We start from the raw sequence: 19,937 nt of genomic DNA, 5'->3' as shown, positions 1-19,937 counted from the left end.
ACGCCGGTATGCCGCACTCGCACGCCGATCTCGCTTGGAGAGGCGGACCCCGCCATGACTCTGCAAACCCCCCAGCCCCCGCCGAGCGCCCTGCGCGCCGTCCTGGGCGCGCTCGACTCGGAGACCGCGCTGCGCCAGCCCGCCGCCGCAGCACTGCGCCATCCGACCGGCCCACTGCTCCCCGCCCACCCGCTCGCGGTGCACGTCCTGAACGGCCCGCGCCCGGAGCTGCCGGCCGCCCGCCGCACCGGCTGGCGCTTCCTGATCAAGGACGGCGCCGAGGTGGCCGCCGCCGCCGAGGTGGTGCAGAGCGCCGAGGGCCACAGCTTCTCCCACTTCACCGCCGGCCCCTACCTCGACTCGACGGTCCGGGCGCTGCGCGAGGCCTGGCAGCTCACCCAGGGCTCCCGGACCCGCCGGCAGCCCCGACTGCTGACCTTCCCCGGCCAGTACGCCACGGCGCTCTGGCTGCACAACCCCGACGCCGACCCGGACGGCGACCTCCTGATCCCCCTGGCCCCGGCCCCGCTCGGCGTCGCCGCGCACCGCGCCCGGCCCGCCGCCGAACTGCTGCCGCTGCTCGCCCGCGCCCCGCTCGCCGGACCGCTGCTGCTCGGCACCTCCTGACCCGCCGACGCCCCACGGGCCGCCGGGCCCACCCGCCCGGCGGCCCTCGACCGCGCCCGCGCGCCCGCTCCCAAACCCTCACCCGAACGGTGACCACCCGTCCGGGCCATTCGGCATGGCCCCAACGGGCCATGTCCCGACTGACCCACCGGTGCGCCTTTTCCCGTCGGCCCCACCTGAACGGGTGATCTCTACCCGGGAGTTGTGGCGCATGTCACGAAATCCCTGCGCGCGGCTCCCGGGATGCCGACACTGGGAACCAGCGTGGAAGGACCCCCTGTCCTACCCACTTGGGCGCCGGCCCACACTTGGCCGGCGCGCGGACAGGATCCGACCACCGCGGCGGCCCCGGACGGCACCACCTCCGGCGACCGCACCACGGGGAGGATCGCAGAGCGAAGCGAGGGTACGCATGTGCCAGCACCGTCCTGAGTGCCCGACGGCCGAGTCCGAGGACCGCGAGGCGGCCGTATCGGTGGCCCGTCACCCGGAGCAGGGCTGGAGCCTGCTCTGCAACGGCGTCGTCCTGTTCGAGGACACCGGCGAACTGCTGCCCGACGGCCGGGTGATCGCCCCGCGCCGCCCCGTCGCCCACGCGGCCTGACCACCCGGTCCGACCGTACGGCGGGGGCAGCCGCCGACCAGCGCAGACGGGCAGGGCCCCGGCGGAGTTCTCCGCCGGGGCCCTGCCGTCCGACCCGGACCACCTGGGCCCGGTCGGGTCAGACGCCGTACTCGTCCAGCGGCGGGCAGGAGCAGACCAGGTTGCGGTCGCCGTACGCGCCGTCGATCCGGCTCACCGGCGGCCAGTACTTGTCCGCCGGGTTCACGCCCGCCGGGAAGACCGCCTCCTGCCGCGAGTAGCCGTGCGCCCAGTCGCCGGCCAGCGTGGCGGCGGTGTGCGGGGCGTTGCGCAGCGGGTTGTCGTCGGCCGCCCACTCGCCCGAGCCGACCTTGTCGACCTCGGCCCGGATGGTGATCATCGCGTCGCAGAAGCGGTCGATCTCGTGCAGGTCCTCGGACTCGGTCGGCTCGATCATCAGCGTGCCGGCCACCGGGAAGGACATCGTCGGCGCGTGGAAGCCGTAGTCGATCAGGCGCTTGGCGATGTCGTCCACCGTCACGCCCGTCTCCTTGGTCAGCGGGCGCAGGTCGATGATGCACTCGTGCGCGACCAGCCCGCCCGGACCGGTGTAGAGCACCGGGAAGTGCGGCGCCAGGCGCTTGGCGATGTAGTTGGCGTTCAGCACCGCGACCTGGGTCGCGTGCTTGAGGCCCTCGCCGCCCATCAGCCGGACGTACGCCCAGGAGATCGGCAGGATGGCCGCCGAGCCCCACGGCGCGGCCGAGATCGGGCCCACGCCGGTGGCCGGGCCGGCCTCCGGCTGCAGCGGGTGGTTCGGCAGGTACGGCGCCAGGTGGGCGCGCACCGCGACCGGGCCGACGCCCGGGCCGCCACCGCCGTGCGGGATGCAGAAGGTCTTGTGCAGGTTCAGGTGCGAGACGTCCGCGCCGAACTTGCCCGGCTTGGCCAGGCCGACCAGGGCGTTCAGGTTGGCGCCGTCCACGTACACCTGGCCGCCGGCCTCGTGCACCAGGGCGCAGATGTCGGTGATCTGGGTCTCGTACACGCCGTGGGTGGACGGGTAGGTGACCATCAGCACGGCGAGGTTGTCGCGGTGCTGCTCGATCTTGGCCTTCAGGTCCTCGACGTCCACGTCGCCGTCGACCAGGGTCTTCACCACGACCACGCGCATGCCGGCCATCACCGCGGAGGCCGCGTTGGTGCCGTGCGCCGAGGACGGGATCAGGCAGACGTCGCGCTGGGTGTCGCCGTTGGCGTGGTGGTAGGCGCGCACGGCCAGCAGACCGGCCAGCTCGCCCTGCGAGCCCGCGTTCGGCTGGATCGACACGGCGTCGTAGCCGGTCACCTCGACCAGCTGCTGCTCCAGCTGGCGGATCAGGGTCAGGAAGCCCTGGGCCTGGTCGATCGGCGCGAAGGGGTGCAGCTGGCCGAACTCCGGCCAGGTCACCGCCTCCATCTCGGTGGTCGCGTTGAGCTTCATGGTGCAGGAGCCCAGCGGGATCATGCCGCGGTCCAGCGCGTAGTCCCGGTCCGACAGGCGGCGCAGGTAGCGCAGCATGGCGGTCTCCGAGCGGTGGCTGTGGAAGACCGGGTGGGTCAGGTACTCGTCCTCGCGCAGCAGCGCGGCGGGCAGCGCGTCGGCGGCCTCGGCGACCTCGACGGCGGGGACGCCGAACGCGGCCCAGACGCCGGCCAGGTGCTCGCGGGTGGTGGTCTCGTCGGTGGAGACGGAGATCCGGTCCGCGCCGTCCTGGTGGACGTTGATGCCGTTGGCGCGGGCGGCGGCGGCGATCTCCGCGGCGCGGCCCGGGACGACGGCGGTGACGGTGTCGAAGAACTCGCCGTGCAGCAGCTCGACGCCGCCGGCCCGCAGGCCCTCGGCGAGGGCCGCGGCGTAGCGGTGGGTGCGGCGGGCGATGTCGGCCAGGCCGTCGGGGCCGTGGTAGACGGCGTACATCGAGGCCATCACGGCGAGCAGCACCTGGGCGGTGCAGATGTTGCTGGTGGCCTTCTCGCGGCGGATGTGCTGCTCGCGGGTCTGCAGCGCCAGGCGGTAGGCGCGGTTGCCGTCGACGTCGACGGAGACGCCGACCAGGCGGCCGGGCAGCGAGCGGGCGAACTCGGCGCGCACCGACAGGTAGCCGGCGTGCGGACCGCCGAAGCCCATCGGCACGCCGAAGCGCTGCGAGGTGCCGCAGGCGATGTCGGCGCCCAGCGAACCCGGGGACTTGAGCAGGGTCAGCGCGAGCAGGTCGGCGGCGACGGCGACGATCGCGCCCAGGCCGTGCGCCTGCTCGATCACCGCGGTGAGGTCGCGGACCACACCGGTGGCGCCCGGGTACTGGAGCAGCACGCCGAAGACGCCGCGCTCGACGATCTCGGCCGGGATGCCCTCGGACAGGTCGGCGACGACGACCTCGACACCGGTCGGCACGGCACGGGTGTTGATCACCGCGACGGTCTGCGGCAGGGTCTCGGCGTCGACCAGGAAGACGCCGCCCTTGACCTTGGTGACGCGGCGGGCCAGCGCCATCGCCTCGGCGGCCGCGGTGCCCTCGTCCAGCAGCGAGGAGCCGGAGGTCGGCAGGCCGGTCAGGTCGGAGACCAGGGTCTGGAAGTTGAGCAGCGCCTCCAGGCGGCCCTGCGAGATCTCCGGCTGGTACGGGGTGTAGGCGGTGTACCAGGCCGGGTTCTCCATGACGTTGCGCAGGATCACCGGCGGGGTGAAGGTGCCGTAGTAGCCCAGGCCGATCATCGGCTGGAGCACCTGGTTGCGGCCGGCCAGCTCGCGCAGCTCGGCGAGGACCTGGGCCTCGGTCCGGCCCGCGGGCAGGTCCAGGGCGGTGATGGAGCGGATCGCCTCGGGCACCGCGGTGGCGGCGAGCTCGTCCAGCGAGCCGTAGCCGACGGACGCCAGCATCTTCTCCTGCGCGGCGGCGTCGGGGCCGATGTGGCGGTTCTCGAAGGGGCTGGCCAGCTCAAGCTCGGTGAGGGTCGAGGCGCCGGTGGGGCGTCCCGCGTTCGGCTGGGCGTTCATGGTGGTCGAGGCCTCCTGGTCACGGACCGGCGGGGGTACGCACGCCGGCCGGCCTCGCCGCTGCGGACAGCGGACGAACCTGGGCGGGCGGACCCGACAGGCCTCCCCCTCTGTCATCGGGACCTGAGAGCTTCACCCGCACGGGGCGCTGTGGGCGCTCCGTCGGCTTGCACCGTCGGTGAGGGTGGTGATCGCCGGCTTCCGCGCCGACGCTCCTGCCCTGCTTTCCAGAGTGACCTACCCCACACGGTACGGATGCCTGAGAGATTCCGGGGAGGAGTTGCTCCTTCGGCGCTCCGACCAGCGGCTTTCGCAGTCGGAGACTCTCCCGAGCGGGCTCTGCGGTCGTCGCCCAGGGTACCAGCGGGAGGCCCCCCGATCACGGGTGCGTCAGGTCGTTCGGGGTCTACGCGCGTCCCCCGGACGGTCCAGCGCGCAGCCCGTCCGGCGCACCCCGCTCGCGGCCGTCCGATTCATGGCTTTTGGTGTGAAGTGGCGGACGGAACGGGTGCTCCGGCCGCCTTCCTGCGGGAGTTCCGCAAGCTCAGCGCACGGGAGGAAAGAGTGCAGACCGACATCGACCCCCGGGACCTCATCGGTCACAAGGCCGTCGACCGCAACGGAGACAAGATCGGCACGGTCGACGAGGTCTACCTGGACGACGCCACCGGCCGGCCCGAGTGGGCCGCGGTCCGGACCGGCATCTTCGGCCGGGACGCCTTCGTCCCGCTGACCACGAGCGAGTTCGCCGGCGACGAGCTCCGGGTGCCGTACGACAAGTCGCTGGTGAAGGAGTCGCCGGACTTCGGCGTCGGCCAGCACCTGTCCCCCGCCCAGGAGCTCCAGCTGTACCGCTACTACGGGCTCGACACCCCGATGGACGGCCGCCCGAGCCACGAGAACGGGAGCCGGCCCAAGCAGGCCGACCTCGACTTCGGCACCACGGCGGCGGCCGCCGCCGCCACGACGACCGCGGCGGCCCCGGCGAAGTCGCTCACCTTCCACACCCCCGAGCGCTCCCCCGATCCCGTTCCCGAGCCCGCCCCGGCCAGAGCCCCCGTCGCCACCGCCCCGCCCACCACCGCCGTCACCGCCACGGTCGCCGACAGCACCAGAACCGCCCCGGAGGCCGACATGCGGATGCTCAGCACCCCCGAGGCCACCACCGCCACCCCGGCGGCCGCCCCCGTCGCACCCACCGTGGAGCCGAGGCCGCAGTCGCAGCCCGCCCCCGCGCCCGCGTCTACGCCCGCCCCGGCGGCGACCGTCGTCGCCGCGCACGCCGACGGCGCCCCGTCCGCCCCCAGCGGCCCGGTCGAGATCACCTGCCGCGAGGAGCGGCTGGAGGTCACCACTGAGTGGCACACCCTCGGCACCGCGAAGCTGCGCAAGTACGTGACGACCGAACAGGTCGAGCGCCGCATCCCCGTGGTCCACGAGCGCGTCCGGGTCGAGCGGATGCCGGTCAGCGACGCCGAGCGCGCCACGCTCAGCGAGAAGGACATCGCCGAGGCCGTCGAGGAGGTCACCCTCCGCGAGGAGCGCGCGGTGGTCCGCAAGTACCTCGCGCCCGTCGAGCGGGTCCGCCTGGTCGTCGAGCGCTACACGACGGAGGAGGTGGTCCGGGAGGAGCTCCGCCGCGAGCACGTCGAGGTCCACGACACCACCGCCACCCAGAACACCTCCCCGGCCGGCTCGACCCCGCCCCCCGCCTCACCCCCCGCCACCGACTCACCCCGCCCGGCCGCGCTGCGCCCGCTCGTCTGACACCACCCGCGAAGAGGGGCCCCGGACACCGTCCGGGGCCCCTCTCGCACACCCACCACAGGCACCCTCCCCACACCTGCCACCCCACACCACGGCCCTTGTCACGTACCCGATCGTTCACCCCTGCCAAAGCGCCCCTCGCCACACCCCCACCCGCCCGCCGCAGGCGCCCCTCCCTGCGCCCACCCCCGCCACAGCCCTTGTCACGTACCCGACCGTTCACCTTTGCCAAAACTTAACCACTCGATATTTGACACTCTGAAGTATCTCCCTGCATGGTTACTTCAGTTCATTCACTATGTACGGGAGGAAGCAACCGTGAGTGAGGCACCACAGCCCACCACCGCGGCCGAGAAGCAGAGCAGCGCCCGGGTCCTGCCGGCCCTCATCCTGGCGATGCTGTCGTTCAGCGTGGTGCAGACCGCGGTCGTCCCGATCCTGCCCTCGCTGGCCAAGGAACTGCACGTCTCCGCATCCAGCGTCACCTGGCTGATGACCGCCAACCTGCTCTCCGCAGCCGTGCTGACTCCCCTCCTGGGCCGCTTCGGCGACCTCCGGGGCCGCAAGCCGATGCTGCTGATCTCGCTGGCCGGCCTGGTCGCCGGTTCGGCGCTGGCGGTCAGCACCCACTCCTTCACCTGGCTGGTCGTCGCCCGTGTCCTCCAGGGCGCCGGCGGTGGCGTCCTGCCGCTGGCGATCAGCATCGTCCGTGACGAGCTGCCCAAGCAGAAGGTGACCGGCGGCGTCGCCGCCATCAGCGCCTCGATGGGCGTCGGCTCCGGCCTCGGCCTGGTCGCGACCGGTCTCCTGCTGGAGCACTGGAACTACAAGTCGATCTTCTGGATGGGCCTGGTCTTCGGCCTGATCGCGATCGCCCTGGTCGCCTTCCGCGTCCCGACCGACCCGGTGACCGACAAGGAGGGCGGCGCCGACCCGCTGGGTGCCCTCACCCTGGCCGGCTGGCTCTCCGCGCTGCTGGTCGCGGTCAGCCAGGGCAACCACTGGGGCTGGACCTCCAACAAGACGCTCGGCCTGTTCGCCGTCGCCGCCGTGGTCGCCCTGATCTGGGGGATCATCGAGACCAAGGTCGCGCACCCGCTGGTGGACATGAAGATGATGGCCCGTCCGGCCGTCGCCTTCACCAACGTGGCCGGCCTGCTCATCGGCTTCGGCATGTACGGCTCCTTCATGGTCATCAGCAACTTCGCCCAGACCCCGGAGAAGCTGACCCACTACGGCTTCACCGCCAGCGTGCTGCACGCCGGCCTCCTGCTGCTGCCGTCCGCGATCGGCTCGATGGTCGCCGCCCCGGTCGGCGCCCTGCTGATCGCCCGTCGCGGCCCGCGCCTGCCGCTGGTCCTCGGTGGCGTCCTCGGCGCCATCGCGATGGCCTACCTGGCCGTGCGCCACGGGCACGAGGGCGACATCTACACCGCCTCGGCGATCTTCGGTCTCGGTGTCGGCCTCGCCTTCGCCGCGATGCCGGCCTACATCAACGGCGCCGTCCCGGTCGAGCAGAGCGGTATCGCCAACGGCATGAACTCCGTGCTGCGCACGGTCGGTGGCGCGATCGGCACCGCCGTCATGGCCGCCATCCTGACCGGCGACACCATGAAGCTGCCGCCGCAGATCCCGCTGTCGCTGCCCACCCTGGACGCCTACAAGCACGCGTTCTGGACCGCGGCCGTCGTCTGCGTCGTCGCCGGCGTCGTCCCGTTCCTGATCCGCGGTACCAAGTCGGCCGCCACCGCGACGGTCGTCGGCGGCTCGGCCCAGCAGGACTCCAGCCCCGAGCTGGTCAAGACCGACGCCTGACGAGGCGTCCGGCCCCCGCGCTCAGGGACAGGGCGCGGGGCCCGGTCCCCGTACATCGTGAGGGCATCACGAACGCACGGGGTCCGGCACGGTGATCGGCCCCACCCGGTACTCCCCCACCGGGTGGGGCCGCTTCGCGTTTCAGGCTCCTTCCCCCGGCCCGCCGTTCCCCTCCGACACACCGTCCGGCCCCTCGTCCGCACCCGCGTCCCGGCGCAGCGGCAGCGGCCGGGACGGTTCGAGCGCCGGGTCGTCCACCGCGAAGGTCCGTACCCGCCCCGGCCCGTCCCACGGCGTCTCGAACCGTACGGTGACCCTCCCGACGCCGCTGCCCTGCACCCAGCCCGGACCGAACTCCTCGTGCCGGACGTCCTGTCCGGGCACCCACCGCCGCACCACGACGGCCTCCGGCTCCGCCTCGGCCTCCTCGGCCTCGGCCGCCGCCTCCGCGTGCTCCGCGGCCTCCTCCCGCAGCGCCTGGGCGAACAGGTCCTCCTGGGTGTAGTCGGCGAGTTGGGCGACGCCCACGCCGAGCAGCCGGACCCCGCCGGTGATCTCCACCTGCTCGGCCAGCCGGCGCGCGGTCGCGGTGATCACCGCCTCGTCGTCGGTGGGCCCGCCGAGCGTCTCCGAGCGGGTCAGCGTCGAGAAGTCGAACCGCCGGACCTTGAGCACCACCGTCCGCCCCGAGCGCCCGGCCGCCCGCAGCCGCCGTACGCACCGGCCGGCCAGGGCCTCCACCTCGCGCAGAACCCGTTCCCGGTCGGCCAGGTCCACCTCGTAGGTGTCCTCCACCGACACGGACTTGGCGTCCTGGTCGGCGATCACCGGCCGCTCGTCCAGCCCTATGGACATCTGGAAGATCCCGGCGCCGTGCGCCCGCCCGACCAGCTGCACCAGCTCCGCCTCCCCCGCCTCCGCGAGGTCGGCCACCGTGCTCAGCCCGGCCCGGCGCAGCACCTGTTCGGTGGCCGGCCCGATCCCGGGCAGCGCCCGCACCGGCATCGGGCCGAGCACGGCCCGCTCCTGCCCGGGCTCGATCATGACCAGTCCGTCCGGCTTGGCCTGCTCGGAGGCGATCTTGGCCATCAGCTTGGACCCGGCCGCCCCGACCGAGCCGGTCAGCCCGGTCGACCGCTGGATGTCCGCCCGCAGGTCCTCCGCGAGCGCGAGGACCAGCCGCTCTCCGGTCTCGTGGTCCGCCTCCAGCAGCGCCGGTCCGTACGGGCCTGCCTCCAGGTCCACGAAGGCCTCGTCCAGGCTGAGCGGCTGCACCAGCGGGGACAGCTGCCGCAGCAGCCCCATCACGATCTCGCTGTTCTGCCGGTAGGCCTCGAACCGCCCCGCCAGGAAGGCCGCGTTCGGGCAGAGCCTGCGCGCCTGCGCCATCGGCATCGCCGAGTGCACCCCGAACCTGCGCGCCTCGTACGAGGCCGTGGAGACCACCCCGCGCCCGCCGAGCCCGCCGACGACCACCGGCTTGCCGCGCAGGCTGGGCTTGGCCGCCTGCTCCACCGCCGCGAAGAAGGCGTCCATGTCGAGGTGGATGATGCTCGGCAGAGATCGCACCCGCCGATCATCGCGTACGGGTCCGACAGTGCGTACGAACCGGGCCGGAGGCCCCGCTCCCGGCCCCCGTCGCTACTGCTTCGCGGCCTCCGCCAGCGCCTTCGGAATGCCGTCCTCCCGGGGCCCGAGGAACACCGGGTCCGGCCGCAGCCAGGCGTTGGCCGCCGCCTTGCCCGCCCCGGCGACCTCCCGCAGCCCGCCGTACAGCCAGGTCGCGTCGTGCAGTTCCGGCACCCCGACCGCGTACGAGCGGATCCCCGCCGCCTCGCACAGCGCCAGCGCCCGGCGGACGTGGAAGTCCTGGCTGACCAGCACCGCGTGGTCCACCCCGAAGATCCGGCGCGCCCGGGTGCAGGAGTCCCAGGTGTCGAAGCCCGCGTAGTCCCGCACCACCCGGTCCTCGGGAACGCCGTTCCGGGTCAGGTAGTCGTACATCGCGTCGGGCTCGGAGTACTCGACCCGCCCGTTGTCCCCGGTCACCAGGATCGCCTGCACCTTCCCCTCCCGGTACAGGTCCACCGCCGCGACCAGCCGGTGCTCCAGGTACGGGGAGGGCTTGCCCTGGTACAGGCCGGCCCCGAAGACCACCGCGACCGGCGCGGCGGGCGCGCTCTCCACGGTGCCCACCCGGTCCCCCGCGGCGAACCACACCCAGGCGCTCGGCGCCAGCGCCAGCGAGCAGAGCACCGTTCCGACCTGGAACACCCTGCGCTGCGTCCGCCGCTGCCGCAGCCGGGCCCCCAGCAGTCCGGCCCTGCGCCGCAGCAGCCCCGATATACCGGTACCGACTCCCACGTGCCCTCCCTCGATCACGTCAACCGGGGAACACGACGGGGCCGCGGGTCCGAACGGTTCCCCGTCCGGGCCCGCGGCCCCGTCGAACGCCTGCTCAGACCGCCCGGTTGCGCCGCTGGGCCAGCTCGTCGGCCGGGTCGTGCCCGACCATCGTCTCGCCGGTGTCGGTGCGCTCGGCGTGCAGCCGCCCGAGGGTGAGCTCCAGCTCCTGCCAGACCGCTCCGACCGCGATGCCGAAGACCCCCTGACCGCCCTTCAGCAGGTCGACCACCTGCTGCGGCGTCGTGCACTCGTACACCGTCGCGCCGTCGCACATCAGCGTCATCCCCGCCAGGTCGGCCTGGTCGGCGGCCTGGAGGTGGGCGACCGCCACCCGGATGTTCTGCAGCGAGACACCCGCGTCGAGCAGCCGCTTCACGATCTTCAGCAGCAGGATGTCGCGGAAGCTGTAGAGCCGCTGGCTGGTCGACGGGTACGCGGTGCGGACGCTGGGCTCCAGCAGTCCGGTGCGGGCCCAGTAGTCCAGCTGGCGGTAGGTGATGCCGGCCGCCGCGCAGGCCGTCGGGCCCCGGAAGCCGAGCAGGTCGGACGTCGGGGCCAGCCGTTCGATGGCCGGCTGGCCCGCCTGTACGGCCGGGAACCTGCCGACCCGGGGGAAATCCGTGACGGTGCGAGCGGTGCGCGGCATGTGCACGGCGCACCGGCCTCCCACGGCCGCGTCATCGCCGGTGCTGCTCATGCCTGCCTCCGTCCACTTGTGCTGCGGGCAACCCGACTGCGGGCATCGGCCACCCGGACAGCCACTCCTGACGGTAGGCAGTCCCCTATGACCCGTCAACGATCGCCACGCCGGGCCAGACAAACCACATCACTCAGGAGAGTGGTTTTTCGTGCCCCTAGTGTGGGTAGATGGACGGATTTTGGCAAAACGATGGGCCGAAAGGCCGCACGGTCGGGCCCCGCTACTGCGGGCCGCTGCCGCCGAAGTCCTCGGGCGACACCTGGTCGAGGAACTCGCGGAACTTCTCGACCTCGTCCTCCTGCTCGTCCGGGATCGCGATGCCCGCCTCGGCGAGCACCTCCTCGCTCCCGTAGATCGGCGTGCCGGTGCGCAGCGCCAGCGCTATGGCGTCGGACGGCCGCGCGCTCACCTCGACCCCGCCGGCGAACACCAGCTCGGCGTAGAACACGCCCTCCCGCAGGTCGGTGATCCGGACCTCGGTGAGCTGCTGGCCGAGCGCCTCCAGGACGTCCTTGAAGAGGTCGTGCGTCAGCGGCCGCACCGGCGTCATGCCCTGCTGGGCGAAGGCGATCGCGGTCGCCTCGCCGGGGCCGATCCAGATCGGCAGATAGCGATCTCCCCCGACCTCCCGCAGCAGCACGATCGGCTGGTTGGAAGGCATCTCCACTCGGACACCCACGACGTCGAGCTCATTCACACAGGCAACCCTATGGCTCCGCTCCCGGATATGAAAGCGCAGGGCCGATGCCGCTGGTCAGCGCGGTGCGGCCAGGGCGCGCCGCGGGCGGCACGCGCTATCCGCGCGTCCGCATCCCGGCCTGGACCATGGCCGCGTGCAGCCGTACGGACAGCGTCGCGAGCTCCCGCGCGGTGGCCTCCGCGTGCGCCCTGGTCTGCGGGTTCCGGTGCCGGCGCAACGGCGCCACCACCTGTTCCACCAGCGCGATCTCGCGGTCCGCCGCGGCCTTCATGGCGCGAAGGTGCCGGGGCTCCAGCCCGTACCGGCCGAGCTCCGCGACCAGCCGGGCCACCTGGAGCGCCTCACCGTCGTAGCCGCCGTCCGGGCCCGGGGCGACCAGCCCGTAGGACTCCCACTCGGCCAGCTCCGGCTCCCCGGCCTCAGCCGCCGCGAGCAGTTCGGCGCGCCCCAGCCGGACGCCGGAGGGCACCTCGCCGCCGGCCACCAGCTCCCGGTCCGCCTCCTCCAGCGGCCCGGGCCGGGTGTCGGCGGCGGAGGGCAGCGCGGGCGGGTTCTCACCGCGCTCGATGGCGTCCAGGTGCTCCCGGATCACCCGCAGCGGCAGGTAGTGGTCCCGCTGCATGCGCAGGACGTAGGCCAGCCGCTCGACGTCGGCCGGGCTGAACTTGCGGTACCCCGAGGGCGTGCGCTGCGGCTCGACCAGTCCCTCCGCCTCCAGGAAGCGGATCTTGGAGATGGTGACCTCGGGGAAGTCGTCGCGCAGGAAGGCCAGCACCGCGCCGATGCTCAGCAGCTCGTCACCGCCGCGCCGACGGCCGACGGGCCGCTCGGCCCGGACCGGCTGCCGCGGGCCCGCGACCACCCCGCGTCCGCCGCGGTCCGCCTGCGGACCGGACGGGGTTGGGGTGGCCGCCCCGAGAGAAGAGGAAGGGGTATTCGTATTCACTCGGGCTCCTGCCGACGTCGTTTTCAGTACCCCCGGTTGTGGCCGGCGAAGAACACCAGCCGGTACTTCCCGATCTGCACCTCGTCGCCGTTGTTCAGCGGCACCTCGTCGATCCGCTCCCGGTTCACGTAGGTGCCGTTGAGGCTGCCCACGTCCGCGACGCTGAAGCCGGCCGGGGTGCGGCGGAACTCCACGTGGCGGCGCGAGACCGTGACGTCGTCGAGGAAGATGTCACCCTGCGGGTGGCGACCCGCCGTGGTGACGTCCGAGTCCAGCAGGAACCGGCTGCCGGAGTTCGGACCGCGCTGCACGATCAGCAGGGCCGAGCCCGGCGGCAGCGCGTCGATCGCCGACAGCACCTCGGCCGACAGGGCCGGCGTGGCGCCGGTGCCGGTCGTGGTGGTGGGGTCGTACGACTCCAGGCCGGAGATGGAGATGGTCGACGTGGTCTCCGCCGCCCCCTCCGGAAGCAGGCCGCCGCGCAGCGCCGTGCCGCAGTTGGAACAGAACCGGGCCGCGGCCGGGTTCCGGTTGCCGCACCTGGGGCACGGAGTGGGGCCAGCCATGTTCACAGCCTCCTGGCGCGGCACACCCGACGGGTTGTGCCCGGCGTACGGATCCGGGGCAAACCCTCCACCAGAGGTTGAGGGTCCTGACGGGAAACCTATGCGCGGCTCGCCGGAGGGGTCAACCGACGCGCCGTAGCCCGCCTGATTCCCCGCGTACTGGGCGGCGCCGCCGTCCCGGTACAGCTGCTGACCTGCGTACGGCGCGGCCTCGGGGGCCGGACGCATGCCCGGCACTGCGGGCTCGTCCTCCGGTCGGCGGTGACGCGCGGTGGGCGCCTCGACGGCGGCGGCGTCACGGCCCTTGTTACGACCGAACAACTTCGAGAAGAAACTCACGGGCGAATCCCCTTGCGTGTGACAGACCCGCCCGCGGGGCAGGGTGAGAACCTCGGACATGCTGCGGACCCGGTCGTTGCGGCTCGGGCCCGCTGGAGTGGTACTCCGGCGGTTGGTACTGCGGTTGTTGCTCCGGAGCGTACTGGTGCGAACCAGTCTCGCCCATGTGACGGCGGCGCCCCGCAGCGGGTGCCGCCCGCCCTTGACGGGCCGTTCGCCGGGCGCCCCGTCACTTCGAAGCCGGCTTGGCGTACTGCGGCGACTTCGGGTCCACGAGGGCGTCGACGACCACCTTCTGCTGCTGGGCGATCGTCGCCCGCGCCTGGTGGCTCTCCAGCGTGCGGACGACACCTCCCGGGATGTTCAGCGCGGGTGTCAGATCCTGCGGGTTCCCCACGACCGTGAAGCGGTAGGGCTGCGAGACCTTCTTCCCGTCGATCTGCACCCCACCGGCCGACAGGTCGGTGAAGTAGGTGTTGACCACCACGCGCACATCGTTGATCTGAATCGCCTCCGCCCCCGCCGCTCGAAGTTCTTGCAGGGTGTCCAGCAGCATATCTGCCTTCACCTGCCCTTGGGGATCATCGACCGTGAGTACGATGCCCGGACCAGTGGCTTTGACGGTGCCGGCGAGCACGCCGAGCTCCGTCGCCTTCTTCCTGGTCTGCTCCTGGGCCTCCTTGGCCTGGTTGGAGCTGTTCTCCAACTTCGCCAGGGACTGCTCCAACTCCGCCTTCTCCTGCTGAAGACGTTGCTGACGGCTGTCCAGTTCATCGAGGATCCGCACCAGGTCCTCCTGGCGGGCCCCGCGGAGCTGACTGTGGTGGTCGTTGGTCGACCGCACCTGGATCGCCAGCCCCAGGCCGAGCGAGAACAGCAGCAGCGCCACCACCAGCTGGCCGCGCGACAGCCGCGGCGGCCAGAGCGCCGCCTTCAGGCGCCGCCGGCCGGCGCTCCGGTCCGCGACGGGCTCGGGCTCGGGTTCCGGCTCGGACCCCGCTTCCGCCGCGGGCTCCGGGGCCGGCACGGGCTCGGGCGTGGGCTCGGGCTCAGCGGCAGGCGCGGACTCCGGCTTCGCCCCGGTCTTCGGCTCGGCCCCGGGGGCCGGCGCGGTGACCTTCGTGAGCCGCAGCGTCGGCTCGGGCGCCGAACCGGCCTCAAGCTCAGCCTTAGCGTCAGACTTCTCCTCCGAGGCGACGACGGGCTCCACGGCCTCGGCCGTCTCCCCGGCCGTCCCGGCAGCCTCGTCCGCGTCCGCCGCACTGTCCGTCCGAGGTGCGTCCACGACCTCCCGGACGGGCTTCGAAACCGCCTTCTCGACCGCTTTCCCGCCCGGCTCTCCAGCCGGTTTCCCGGCGGCTGGCCCGGCCACCGCCGCCTCCCGCCCGTCCTCCGCCGCGGGCTCGCGGCCCGACTCAGGCACGGAAGACATGGCGCCGGATCGCGGCCGCGTTGGAGAAGATGCGGATGCCGAGGACGACGACCACGCCGGTGGACAGCTGCGAGCCGACGCCCAGCTGGTCACCGAGGAAGACGATCAGTGCCGCGACCACCACGTTCGACAGGAACGAGACGATGAACACCTTGTCGTTGAAGATCCCGTCGAGCATCGCCCGGACGCCGCCGAACACGGCGTCCAGCGCCGCCACCACCGCGATCGGCAGGTAGGGCACGACGGCGTCCGGCACCTCGGGTTGGACGAAGAGGCCGACGACCACCCCGATCACAAGACCCAGTACGGCAATCACGGTCTGGCTGCTCCTGTCCCTGTCGTGGTCTTGGTGGTTCCGGTCGGCGGACGCCGCTTGGCGGTGGAAGCACCGCTGGTCGGGGTCGACGAGGCGGAAGCGGAAGGCGAGGCCGACGGTGAGACGGACGCGCCGGGGCTCTCCTGGGTTCCGGCTCCGGCCGGCGCCGTTGCGCCCGCGGTCGCCGGGGGCGAGGCCTCGGGCGTCACCGGCTGCGCGGTCCGCAGCGTCACCCCCACCGCCGCCGGCAGCGTCAGGTTCTTCTGCACGGAGAGCGTCGACTTGATGCCGTACTGCTCCTGGAGCAGCCGCAGGTACTGCCCGGCCATGTCCTTCTCGAAGGCGGTGAGGAGCTTCGAGCCGTCCCCGATCGCCTGGATGTTGTACGGCGGCACCAGCGGCCGGTTGTCCACCAGCACCGCCTCGCCCGCGGCCCGGATCGCGGACAGCGCGGTCAGCCGCTGGCCGTTGATCGCGATCGCCTCGGCCCCGGATCCCCAGAGGCCGTTCACCACCAGTTGCAGGTCGCGGTCCCGCAGCCGGCCGCTGTTGGAGAAGCCCTGCCCGGCCCTCGGGTCGACGTTGCCGCCGCTGCCCGTGCCCGCGGCGTCCTCCAGGACCAGCTTCACGCCCGGCCCGGTGACCTGGCCCAGGCCCACGGCCCCGCTCACCCCGCCGGGATCGGCGTCGCCCGAGGCGAGCGCCTGCTGCTGCGTGCTGTCGACCTTGAGCCGCAGCTCCTGCACCTGCTTCTGCAACCGGTCGGCCGAGGTGTTGCTGTCGTTGATCCGGTGGATCAGCGCGTCCCGTTCCTTGGCCAGCGAGGGCTCGGCCTTGTGCGCGTTCACCGCGCCCACCGTCACCACCGCGCCGACCAGCGCCAGCCCCGCCCCGAGCGTGAGCAGCCCCGGCAGGGTCCCGGGTATCCGGCTGTCGCGGGCACCGCCGCGCGCGGCGGCCGCCTCCGCGTAGCCCTCGTCCAGGCTGTGGTCCATCACGTTGGTCAGCAAGGACATCGAGGCGTCCGGGCGGTTGTACCGTCCGTTCGGGGCACTCGGCGTCGGCGTCGCTGGCATGGAGACCATCGTCCCATGTCGTCGAGGGGGCCCGTGCACGGCCCCTGAGCTGCACACACGCTGCACACATGACGGAATGTGACGGAATATTCCGAATGATGTGAAAACGGACAGAGGGGCGCGCGGGTCATACCGCGCGCCCCTCTGTCCGAGGCGGTTCCGAGCTCAGCTCCTGACCGTGCTCAGTCCCGGTTCGTCACCGTCCCGCTCCGTCGACCACGGCCGCCCACTCGTCCAGCAGCGCCTCGGTGGCCTCGTCGTCGGGGCCCTCCGCCCAGAGGTGGGTGACCGCCTCGGCCGGGTCCGGGAGCACCAGCGTCCAGCGCCCGTCCGCCTCGACCACCCGGACGCCGTCGGTGGTGTCCAGCCGACGGCTGCCGGCCGCCTCCACCACCGAGCGCATGACCATGCCCTTGGCGGCCCACGGCGTCGCGATGTCCCGGCGCCGGATGTGCGCCTGCGGGATCCGGGCGTCGATCTGGCTCAGCGTGAGCTGGGTCCGCGCCACCAGGCCGACCAGCCGGACGAACGCCGCGGCGCCGTCCAGCACCCCGCTGAACTCGGGCACCACGAAGCCGCCGCGCCCGTCCCCGCCGAACACCGTGCCCTCGGCGGAGGCCGCCTTCGCGAGGTCGTCCGGCGTCGTCGTGGTCCAGATGACCTGGGTGCCGTGGTACGCGGCGACCTGCTCGGCGATCCGGGTGGTGGTCACCGGCAGTGCCACCTGCCCGCTGCGCCGCTCGGCGGCGACCAGGTCCAGCAGCACCAGCAGGGCCCGGTCGTCGTCGATCACCCGCCCGAGCTCGTCCACGAACGCGACGCGCTCGCCCACCGGGTCGAACCGCACCCCGAAGGCCGCCCGCGAGGAGGCGACCAGCTCACCGAGCCTGGCCAGGCCCGCCCGCCGCGTTTCCGCGTCCTCGGTCGGCCGCGCCTCGTCCAGCCCGCTGGAGACGGTGAGCGCCTCGACCCCGAGTCGGCCCAGGATGCTCGGCAGAACAAGGCCCGCGCTGCCGTGCGCGGTGTCCACGACCAACTTCAGCCCGGCCTCCCGGACTCCGGTCGTGTCCACCGTCCGCAGCAGGTTTCCCGCGTAGGAGTCGAAGACGCTGGAGGGGAAGGTCAGGTCCCCGATCTCACCGGGGAAGGCCCGCCGGAACTCCTGGCGCGCGTAGACGCGGTCGAGCTTGCGCTGGCCGGCCTGCGAGAGGTCCGCCCCGCGCTCGTCGAAGAAGAGGATGTCCAGCGAGTCCGGCACACCCGGCGTGGTCCGCAGGAAGATCCCGCCCGCGCTCCCCCGCGCCGTGTGCTGCCGGGCCACCGGCATGGGCACGTTCTCGAGGTCGCGGACGTCGATCGCGGAGGTCTGGAGCGCCGAGATCATCGCCCGTTTGAGCGCACGCGCACCACGCGAGTGGTCACGCGCGATGGTGACGGTGGCACCCTTCTTCAGCGTGGTCGCGTACGCCCCCGCCAGCCGGACGGCCAGCTCCGGGGTGATCTCGACGTTCAGGATGCCCGAGACGCCGCGGACCCCGAACAGGTGCTCCTGGCCGCGCGACTCCCAGATCACCGAGGTGTTGACGACGGCGCCGGCCTCGATGGTCTTGAACGGGTAGACCCGGACGTTCGCTCCGATGATCGACTCCTCGCCGACCAGGCACTCGTCCCCGATCACCGCGCCGTCCTCGATCCGCGCGGCCCGCATCACGTCGGTGTTCTTGCCGACCACGCAGCCCCGCAGATTGCTCTGCGGCCCGACGTACACGTTGTCGTGCACCACCGCCCTGTGCAGGAACGCGCCGCGCTTGACGACCACGTTGCTGCCCAGCACGGTGTGCTCGCGGATCTCCACGCCGGCCTCGACCTTGGCGTAGTCCCCGATGTACAGCGGCCCGCGCAGCACCGCCTCCGGATCCACCTCGGCGCCCTCGGCGACCCAGACCCCCGGGGAGATCTCGAACCCGTCGAGCTCGACGTCGACCTTGCCCTCCAGGACGTCCGCCTGGGCCTTGCCGTAGCTCTCATGGGTGCCCACGTCCTCCCAGTAGCCCTCGGCGACGTACCCGTAGACCCGCTTGCCCTCCTTCAGGAGCTGGGGGAAGACGTCACTCGACCAGTCGACGGACTCGCCCGCCGCGACGTAGTCGAAGACCTCGGGTTCCATCACGTAGATACCGGTGTTCACCGTGTCGGAGAAGACCTGCCCCCAGGTCGGCTTCTCCAGGAACCGCTCGACCCTCCCCTCCTCGTCCGTGATCGTGATGCCGAACTCCAGTGGATTCGGCACCCTCGTGAGACAGACGGTGACCAGAGCGTTCTTACTGCGGTGAAAGTCGATCAATTCCGAGAGATTGAAGTCGGTCAACGCGTCACCGGAGATCACCAGAAAGGAATCGTCCTTGAGCGCGTCCTCGGCGTTCTTGACACTCCCCGCAGTGCCCAGTGGCGTCTCCTCGTGGGCATAGGTCAGATGCATGCCCAGCTCTTCGCCGTCACCGAAATAGTTCTTGACCAGCGACGCCAGGAACTGCACGGTGACGACGGTGTCGGAGAGGCCGTGCCGCTTCAGCAGCCGAAGCACGTGCTCCATGATCGGCCTATTGGCGACCGGAAGCAGCGGCTTCGGCATGCTGGAGGTCATCGGGCGGAGTCGGGTGCCCTCGCCCCCTGCCATTACAACGGCTTTCATTACGGGTGCGTCCTCCTTCGCGGTGGTGGACCGGCAGGTCCATCAAAGCGTTCCAGAAGGTTCTCTACCCGGAAGGTATCGTCCGACGCACCGAGGAGGCGTGGGGCTTCTCTCAGATCACGTCTCAGACTGTGGACGCCGGGCCCGCGGTGCTCCCCCGGACGATCTGCCGCGCCTGGACCGCGTAAAGAATCGCGGCCCACCAGTACAAGGTCGTCCCCCACCAGATGAACGCCCAGCTCACCACCTCGGCCGGCCGGGCGATCCAGCTGTCGACACTGCCGAGCAGCAGAAGCGGAAACGCGTACATCAGATTGAAGGTCGCGGCCTTCCCCAGGAAACTCGTCTGGAGCGGTCCGTAACCGCGCCGGGCCAGAATCGGCAGCAGGCCGGCGATGAATGCCTCACGGGCCAACAGGATCGCGGTGAGCCACCACGGCAGAATCCCACGCCACGTCAACCCGACCAGCGTGGACAGGACGTACAGCCGGTCGGCCAGCGGATCGAGCAGCTGCCCCACCCGGCTGATCTGCCCCCACCGGCGGGCGAGCTTCCCGTCCAGGTAGTCGCTGATCCCGCTCAACATCAGGATCAGCAGTGCCCAACCGTCATTGTTGGGCCCGTCGAAGACCGGCCACAGGATGAGCCAGAGGAAGAGCGGAACACCGACCAGCCGGCCCATGCTCAGCATATTGGGGATGGTGAGGACGCGATCGGTCTGGACCCGCGTCTCCTGGACCTCCACCCGGGGGGCCTCCTGTCCCGTGTGACGACAATTGCATGTTGACCCTACAACAGAGAAGCCCCCGACCGGTTCACCCGGCGGGGGCTTCTCTAGAAGAATTGTTCGGCGGCGTCCTACTCTCCCACAGGGTCCCCCCTGCAGTACCATCGGCGCTGTAAGGCTTAGCTTCCGGGTTCGGAATGTAACC

Annotated in this window: 16 protein-coding genes, 1 rRNA gene and 2 riboswitches; of the genes, 4 read left to right on the top strand and 13 right to left on the bottom strand. The window is 72.0% G+C overall.

Annotated features, from left to right (window positions below; translation table 11 throughout):
- The first annotated feature begins 54 nt into the window (after positions 1-54).
- Complete coding sequence (locus ACWDCZ_RS30210) at positions 55-627, top strand: hypothetical protein (RefSeq protein ID WP_449817483.1); 573 nt, start codon at positions 55-57, stop codon at positions 625-627.
- Between the two features lie 412 nt (positions 628-1,039).
- On the top strand, positions 1,040-1,231 hold the full coding sequence (locus ACWDCZ_RS30205; RefSeq protein WP_049659119.1) for a DUF5999 family protein: 192 nt from the start codon (positions 1,040-1,042) through the stop codon (positions 1,229-1,231).
- 118 nt (positions 1,232-1,349) lie between these two features.
- Here ACWDCZ_RS30205 and gcvP read toward each other — a convergent pair whose 3' ends face one another.
- Positions 1,350-4,250 (bottom strand): aminomethyl-transferring glycine dehydrogenase, encoded by a 2,901-nt coding sequence (gene gcvP / locus ACWDCZ_RS30200; RefSeq protein ID WP_074004467.1) that lies wholly within the window; start codon positions 4,248-4,250, stop codon positions 1,350-1,352.
- Positions 4,251-4,353: 103 nt separating this feature from the next.
- Positions 4,354-4,486: riboswitch (glycine riboswitch) on the bottom strand.
- A gap of 1 nt (position 4,487) precedes the next feature.
- Positions 4,488-4,591: riboswitch (glycine riboswitch) on the bottom strand.
- A gap of 151 nt (positions 4,592-4,742) precedes the next feature.
- On the opposite strand from gcvP, the gene ACWDCZ_RS30195 reads away from it, so the two are divergent.
- Both ACWDCZ_RS30195 and ACWDCZ_RS30190 read left to right on the top strand, forming a co-directional pair.
- Positions 4,743-6,017, top strand: a complete 1,275-nt coding sequence (locus tag ACWDCZ_RS30195) for a PRC and DUF2382 domain-containing protein (protein ID WP_387976223.1) — start codon at positions 4,743-4,745, stop codon at positions 6,015-6,017.
- A gap of 318 nt (positions 6,018-6,335) precedes the next feature.
- On the top strand, positions 6,336-7,832 hold the full coding sequence (locus tag ACWDCZ_RS30190; protein ID WP_063780197.1) for an MFS transporter: 1,497 nt from the start codon (positions 6,336-6,338) through the stop codon (positions 7,830-7,832).
- Positions 7,833-7,973: 141 nt separating this feature from the next.
- Here the strand turns inward: ACWDCZ_RS30190 and ACWDCZ_RS30185 are convergent, their stop codons facing one another.
- From ACWDCZ_RS30185 to rrf, 12 genes are all read right to left on the bottom strand, one after another.
- Positions 7,974-9,401 (bottom strand): DNA polymerase IV, encoded by a 1,428-nt coding sequence (locus ACWDCZ_RS30185; protein WP_387976226.1) that lies wholly within the window; start codon positions 9,399-9,401, stop codon positions 7,974-7,976.
- 72 nt (positions 9,402-9,473) lie between these two features.
- Positions 9,474-10,196 carry a SanA/YdcF family protein gene (locus tag ACWDCZ_RS30180; protein WP_388046396.1) on the bottom strand — a complete coding sequence of 241 codons (723 nt, stop codon included), beginning with the start codon at positions 10,194-10,196 and terminating at the stop codon, positions 9,474-9,476.
- A gap of 94 nt (positions 10,197-10,290) precedes the next feature.
- The gene (locus ACWDCZ_RS30175; protein WP_049653260.1) at positions 10,291-10,935 is read right to left on the bottom strand and encodes a MerR family transcriptional regulator; all 645 of its coding nucleotides are present in this window, start codon (positions 10,933-10,935) and stop codon (positions 10,291-10,293) included.
- Between the two features lie 223 nt (positions 10,936-11,158).
- A complete protein-coding gene (locus ACWDCZ_RS30170) occupies positions 11,159-11,635 on the bottom strand; it encodes a bifunctional nuclease family protein (protein WP_030303568.1) in 477 nt (158 codons plus the stop codon).
- Positions 11,636-11,732: 97 nt separating this feature from the next.
- Positions 11,733-12,428 (bottom strand): transcriptional regulator FtsR, encoded by a 696-nt coding sequence (ftsR, locus tag ACWDCZ_RS30165; protein WP_198959445.1) that lies wholly within the window; start codon positions 12,426-12,428, stop codon positions 11,733-11,735.
- A 179-nt stretch (positions 12,429-12,607) separates the two neighbouring features.
- On the bottom strand, positions 12,608-13,150 hold the full coding sequence (locus ACWDCZ_RS30160) for an FHA domain-containing protein (RefSeq protein ID WP_049653265.1): 543 nt from the start codon (positions 13,148-13,150) through the stop codon (positions 12,608-12,610).
- A 568-nt stretch (positions 13,151-13,718) separates the two neighbouring features.
- A complete protein-coding gene (locus tag ACWDCZ_RS30155) occupies positions 13,719-14,621 on the bottom strand; it encodes a DUF881 domain-containing protein (protein WP_449811760.1) in 903 nt (300 codons plus the stop codon).
- Positions 14,622-14,904: 283 nt separating this feature from the next.
- Positions 14,905-15,237 carry a small basic family protein gene (locus tag ACWDCZ_RS30150; RefSeq protein ID WP_030062488.1) on the bottom strand — a complete coding sequence of 111 codons (333 nt, stop codon included), beginning with the start codon at positions 15,235-15,237 and terminating at the stop codon, positions 14,905-14,907.
- Complete coding sequence (locus ACWDCZ_RS30145) at positions 15,234-16,313, bottom strand: DUF881 domain-containing protein (protein ID WP_449817482.1); 1,080 nt, start codon at positions 16,311-16,313, stop codon at positions 15,234-15,236. The genes ACWDCZ_RS30150 and ACWDCZ_RS30145 overlap by 4 nt, the downstream gene beginning before the upstream one ends.
- 196 nt (positions 16,314-16,509) lie before the next feature.
- Complete coding sequence (locus ACWDCZ_RS30140; RefSeq protein ID WP_449817481.1) at positions 16,510-19,005, bottom strand: sugar phosphate nucleotidyltransferase; 2,496 nt, start codon at positions 19,003-19,005, stop codon at positions 16,510-16,512.
- Between the two features lie 124 nt (positions 19,006-19,129).
- Positions 19,130-19,750, bottom strand: coding sequence for a CDP-alcohol phosphatidyltransferase family protein (locus tag ACWDCZ_RS30135; protein WP_049653270.1), 621 nt, complete (start codon positions 19,748-19,750; stop codon positions 19,130-19,132).
- A 100-nt stretch (positions 19,751-19,850) separates the two neighbouring features.
- Positions 19,851-19,937, bottom strand: a 5S ribosomal RNA gene (gene rrf, locus ACWDCZ_RS30130); the annotation flags it as partial.

Source organism: Kitasatospora sp. NPDC001225, assembly GCF_053597855.1.
This window is presented reverse-complemented; position numbering and strand designations above follow the sequence as displayed.

What these genes read in the sequence shown, in the direction of transcription:
- ACWDCZ_RS30145 (WP_449817482.1), bottom strand. Translation starts at nt 16,313, where the DNA reads ATGCCAGCGACGCCGACGCCGAGTGCCCCGAACGGACGGTACAACCGC.
- gcvP (WP_074004467.1), bottom strand. Translation starts at nt 4,250, where the DNA reads ATGAACGCCCAGCCGAACGCGGGACGCCCCACCGGCGCCTCGACCCTC.
- ACWDCZ_RS30175 (WP_049653260.1), bottom strand. Translation starts at nt 10,935, where the DNA reads ATGAGCAGCACCGGCGATGACGCGGCCGTGGGAGGCCGGTGCGCCGTG.
- ACWDCZ_RS30210 (WP_449817483.1), top strand. Translation starts at nt 55, where the DNA reads ATGACTCTGCAAACCCCCCAGCCCCCGCCGAGCGCCCTGCGCGCCGTC.
- ACWDCZ_RS30205 (WP_049659119.1), top strand. Translation starts at nt 1,040, where the DNA reads ATGTGCCAGCACCGTCCTGAGTGCCCGACGGCCGAGTCCGAGGACCGC.
- ACWDCZ_RS30140 (WP_449817481.1), bottom strand. Translation starts at nt 19,005, where the DNA reads ATGAAAGCCGTTGTAATGGCAGGGGGCGAGGGCACCCGACTCCGCCCG.
- ACWDCZ_RS30160 (WP_049653265.1), bottom strand. Translation starts at nt 13,150, where the DNA reads ATGGCTGGCCCCACTCCGTGCCCCAGGTGCGGCAACCGGAACCCGGCC.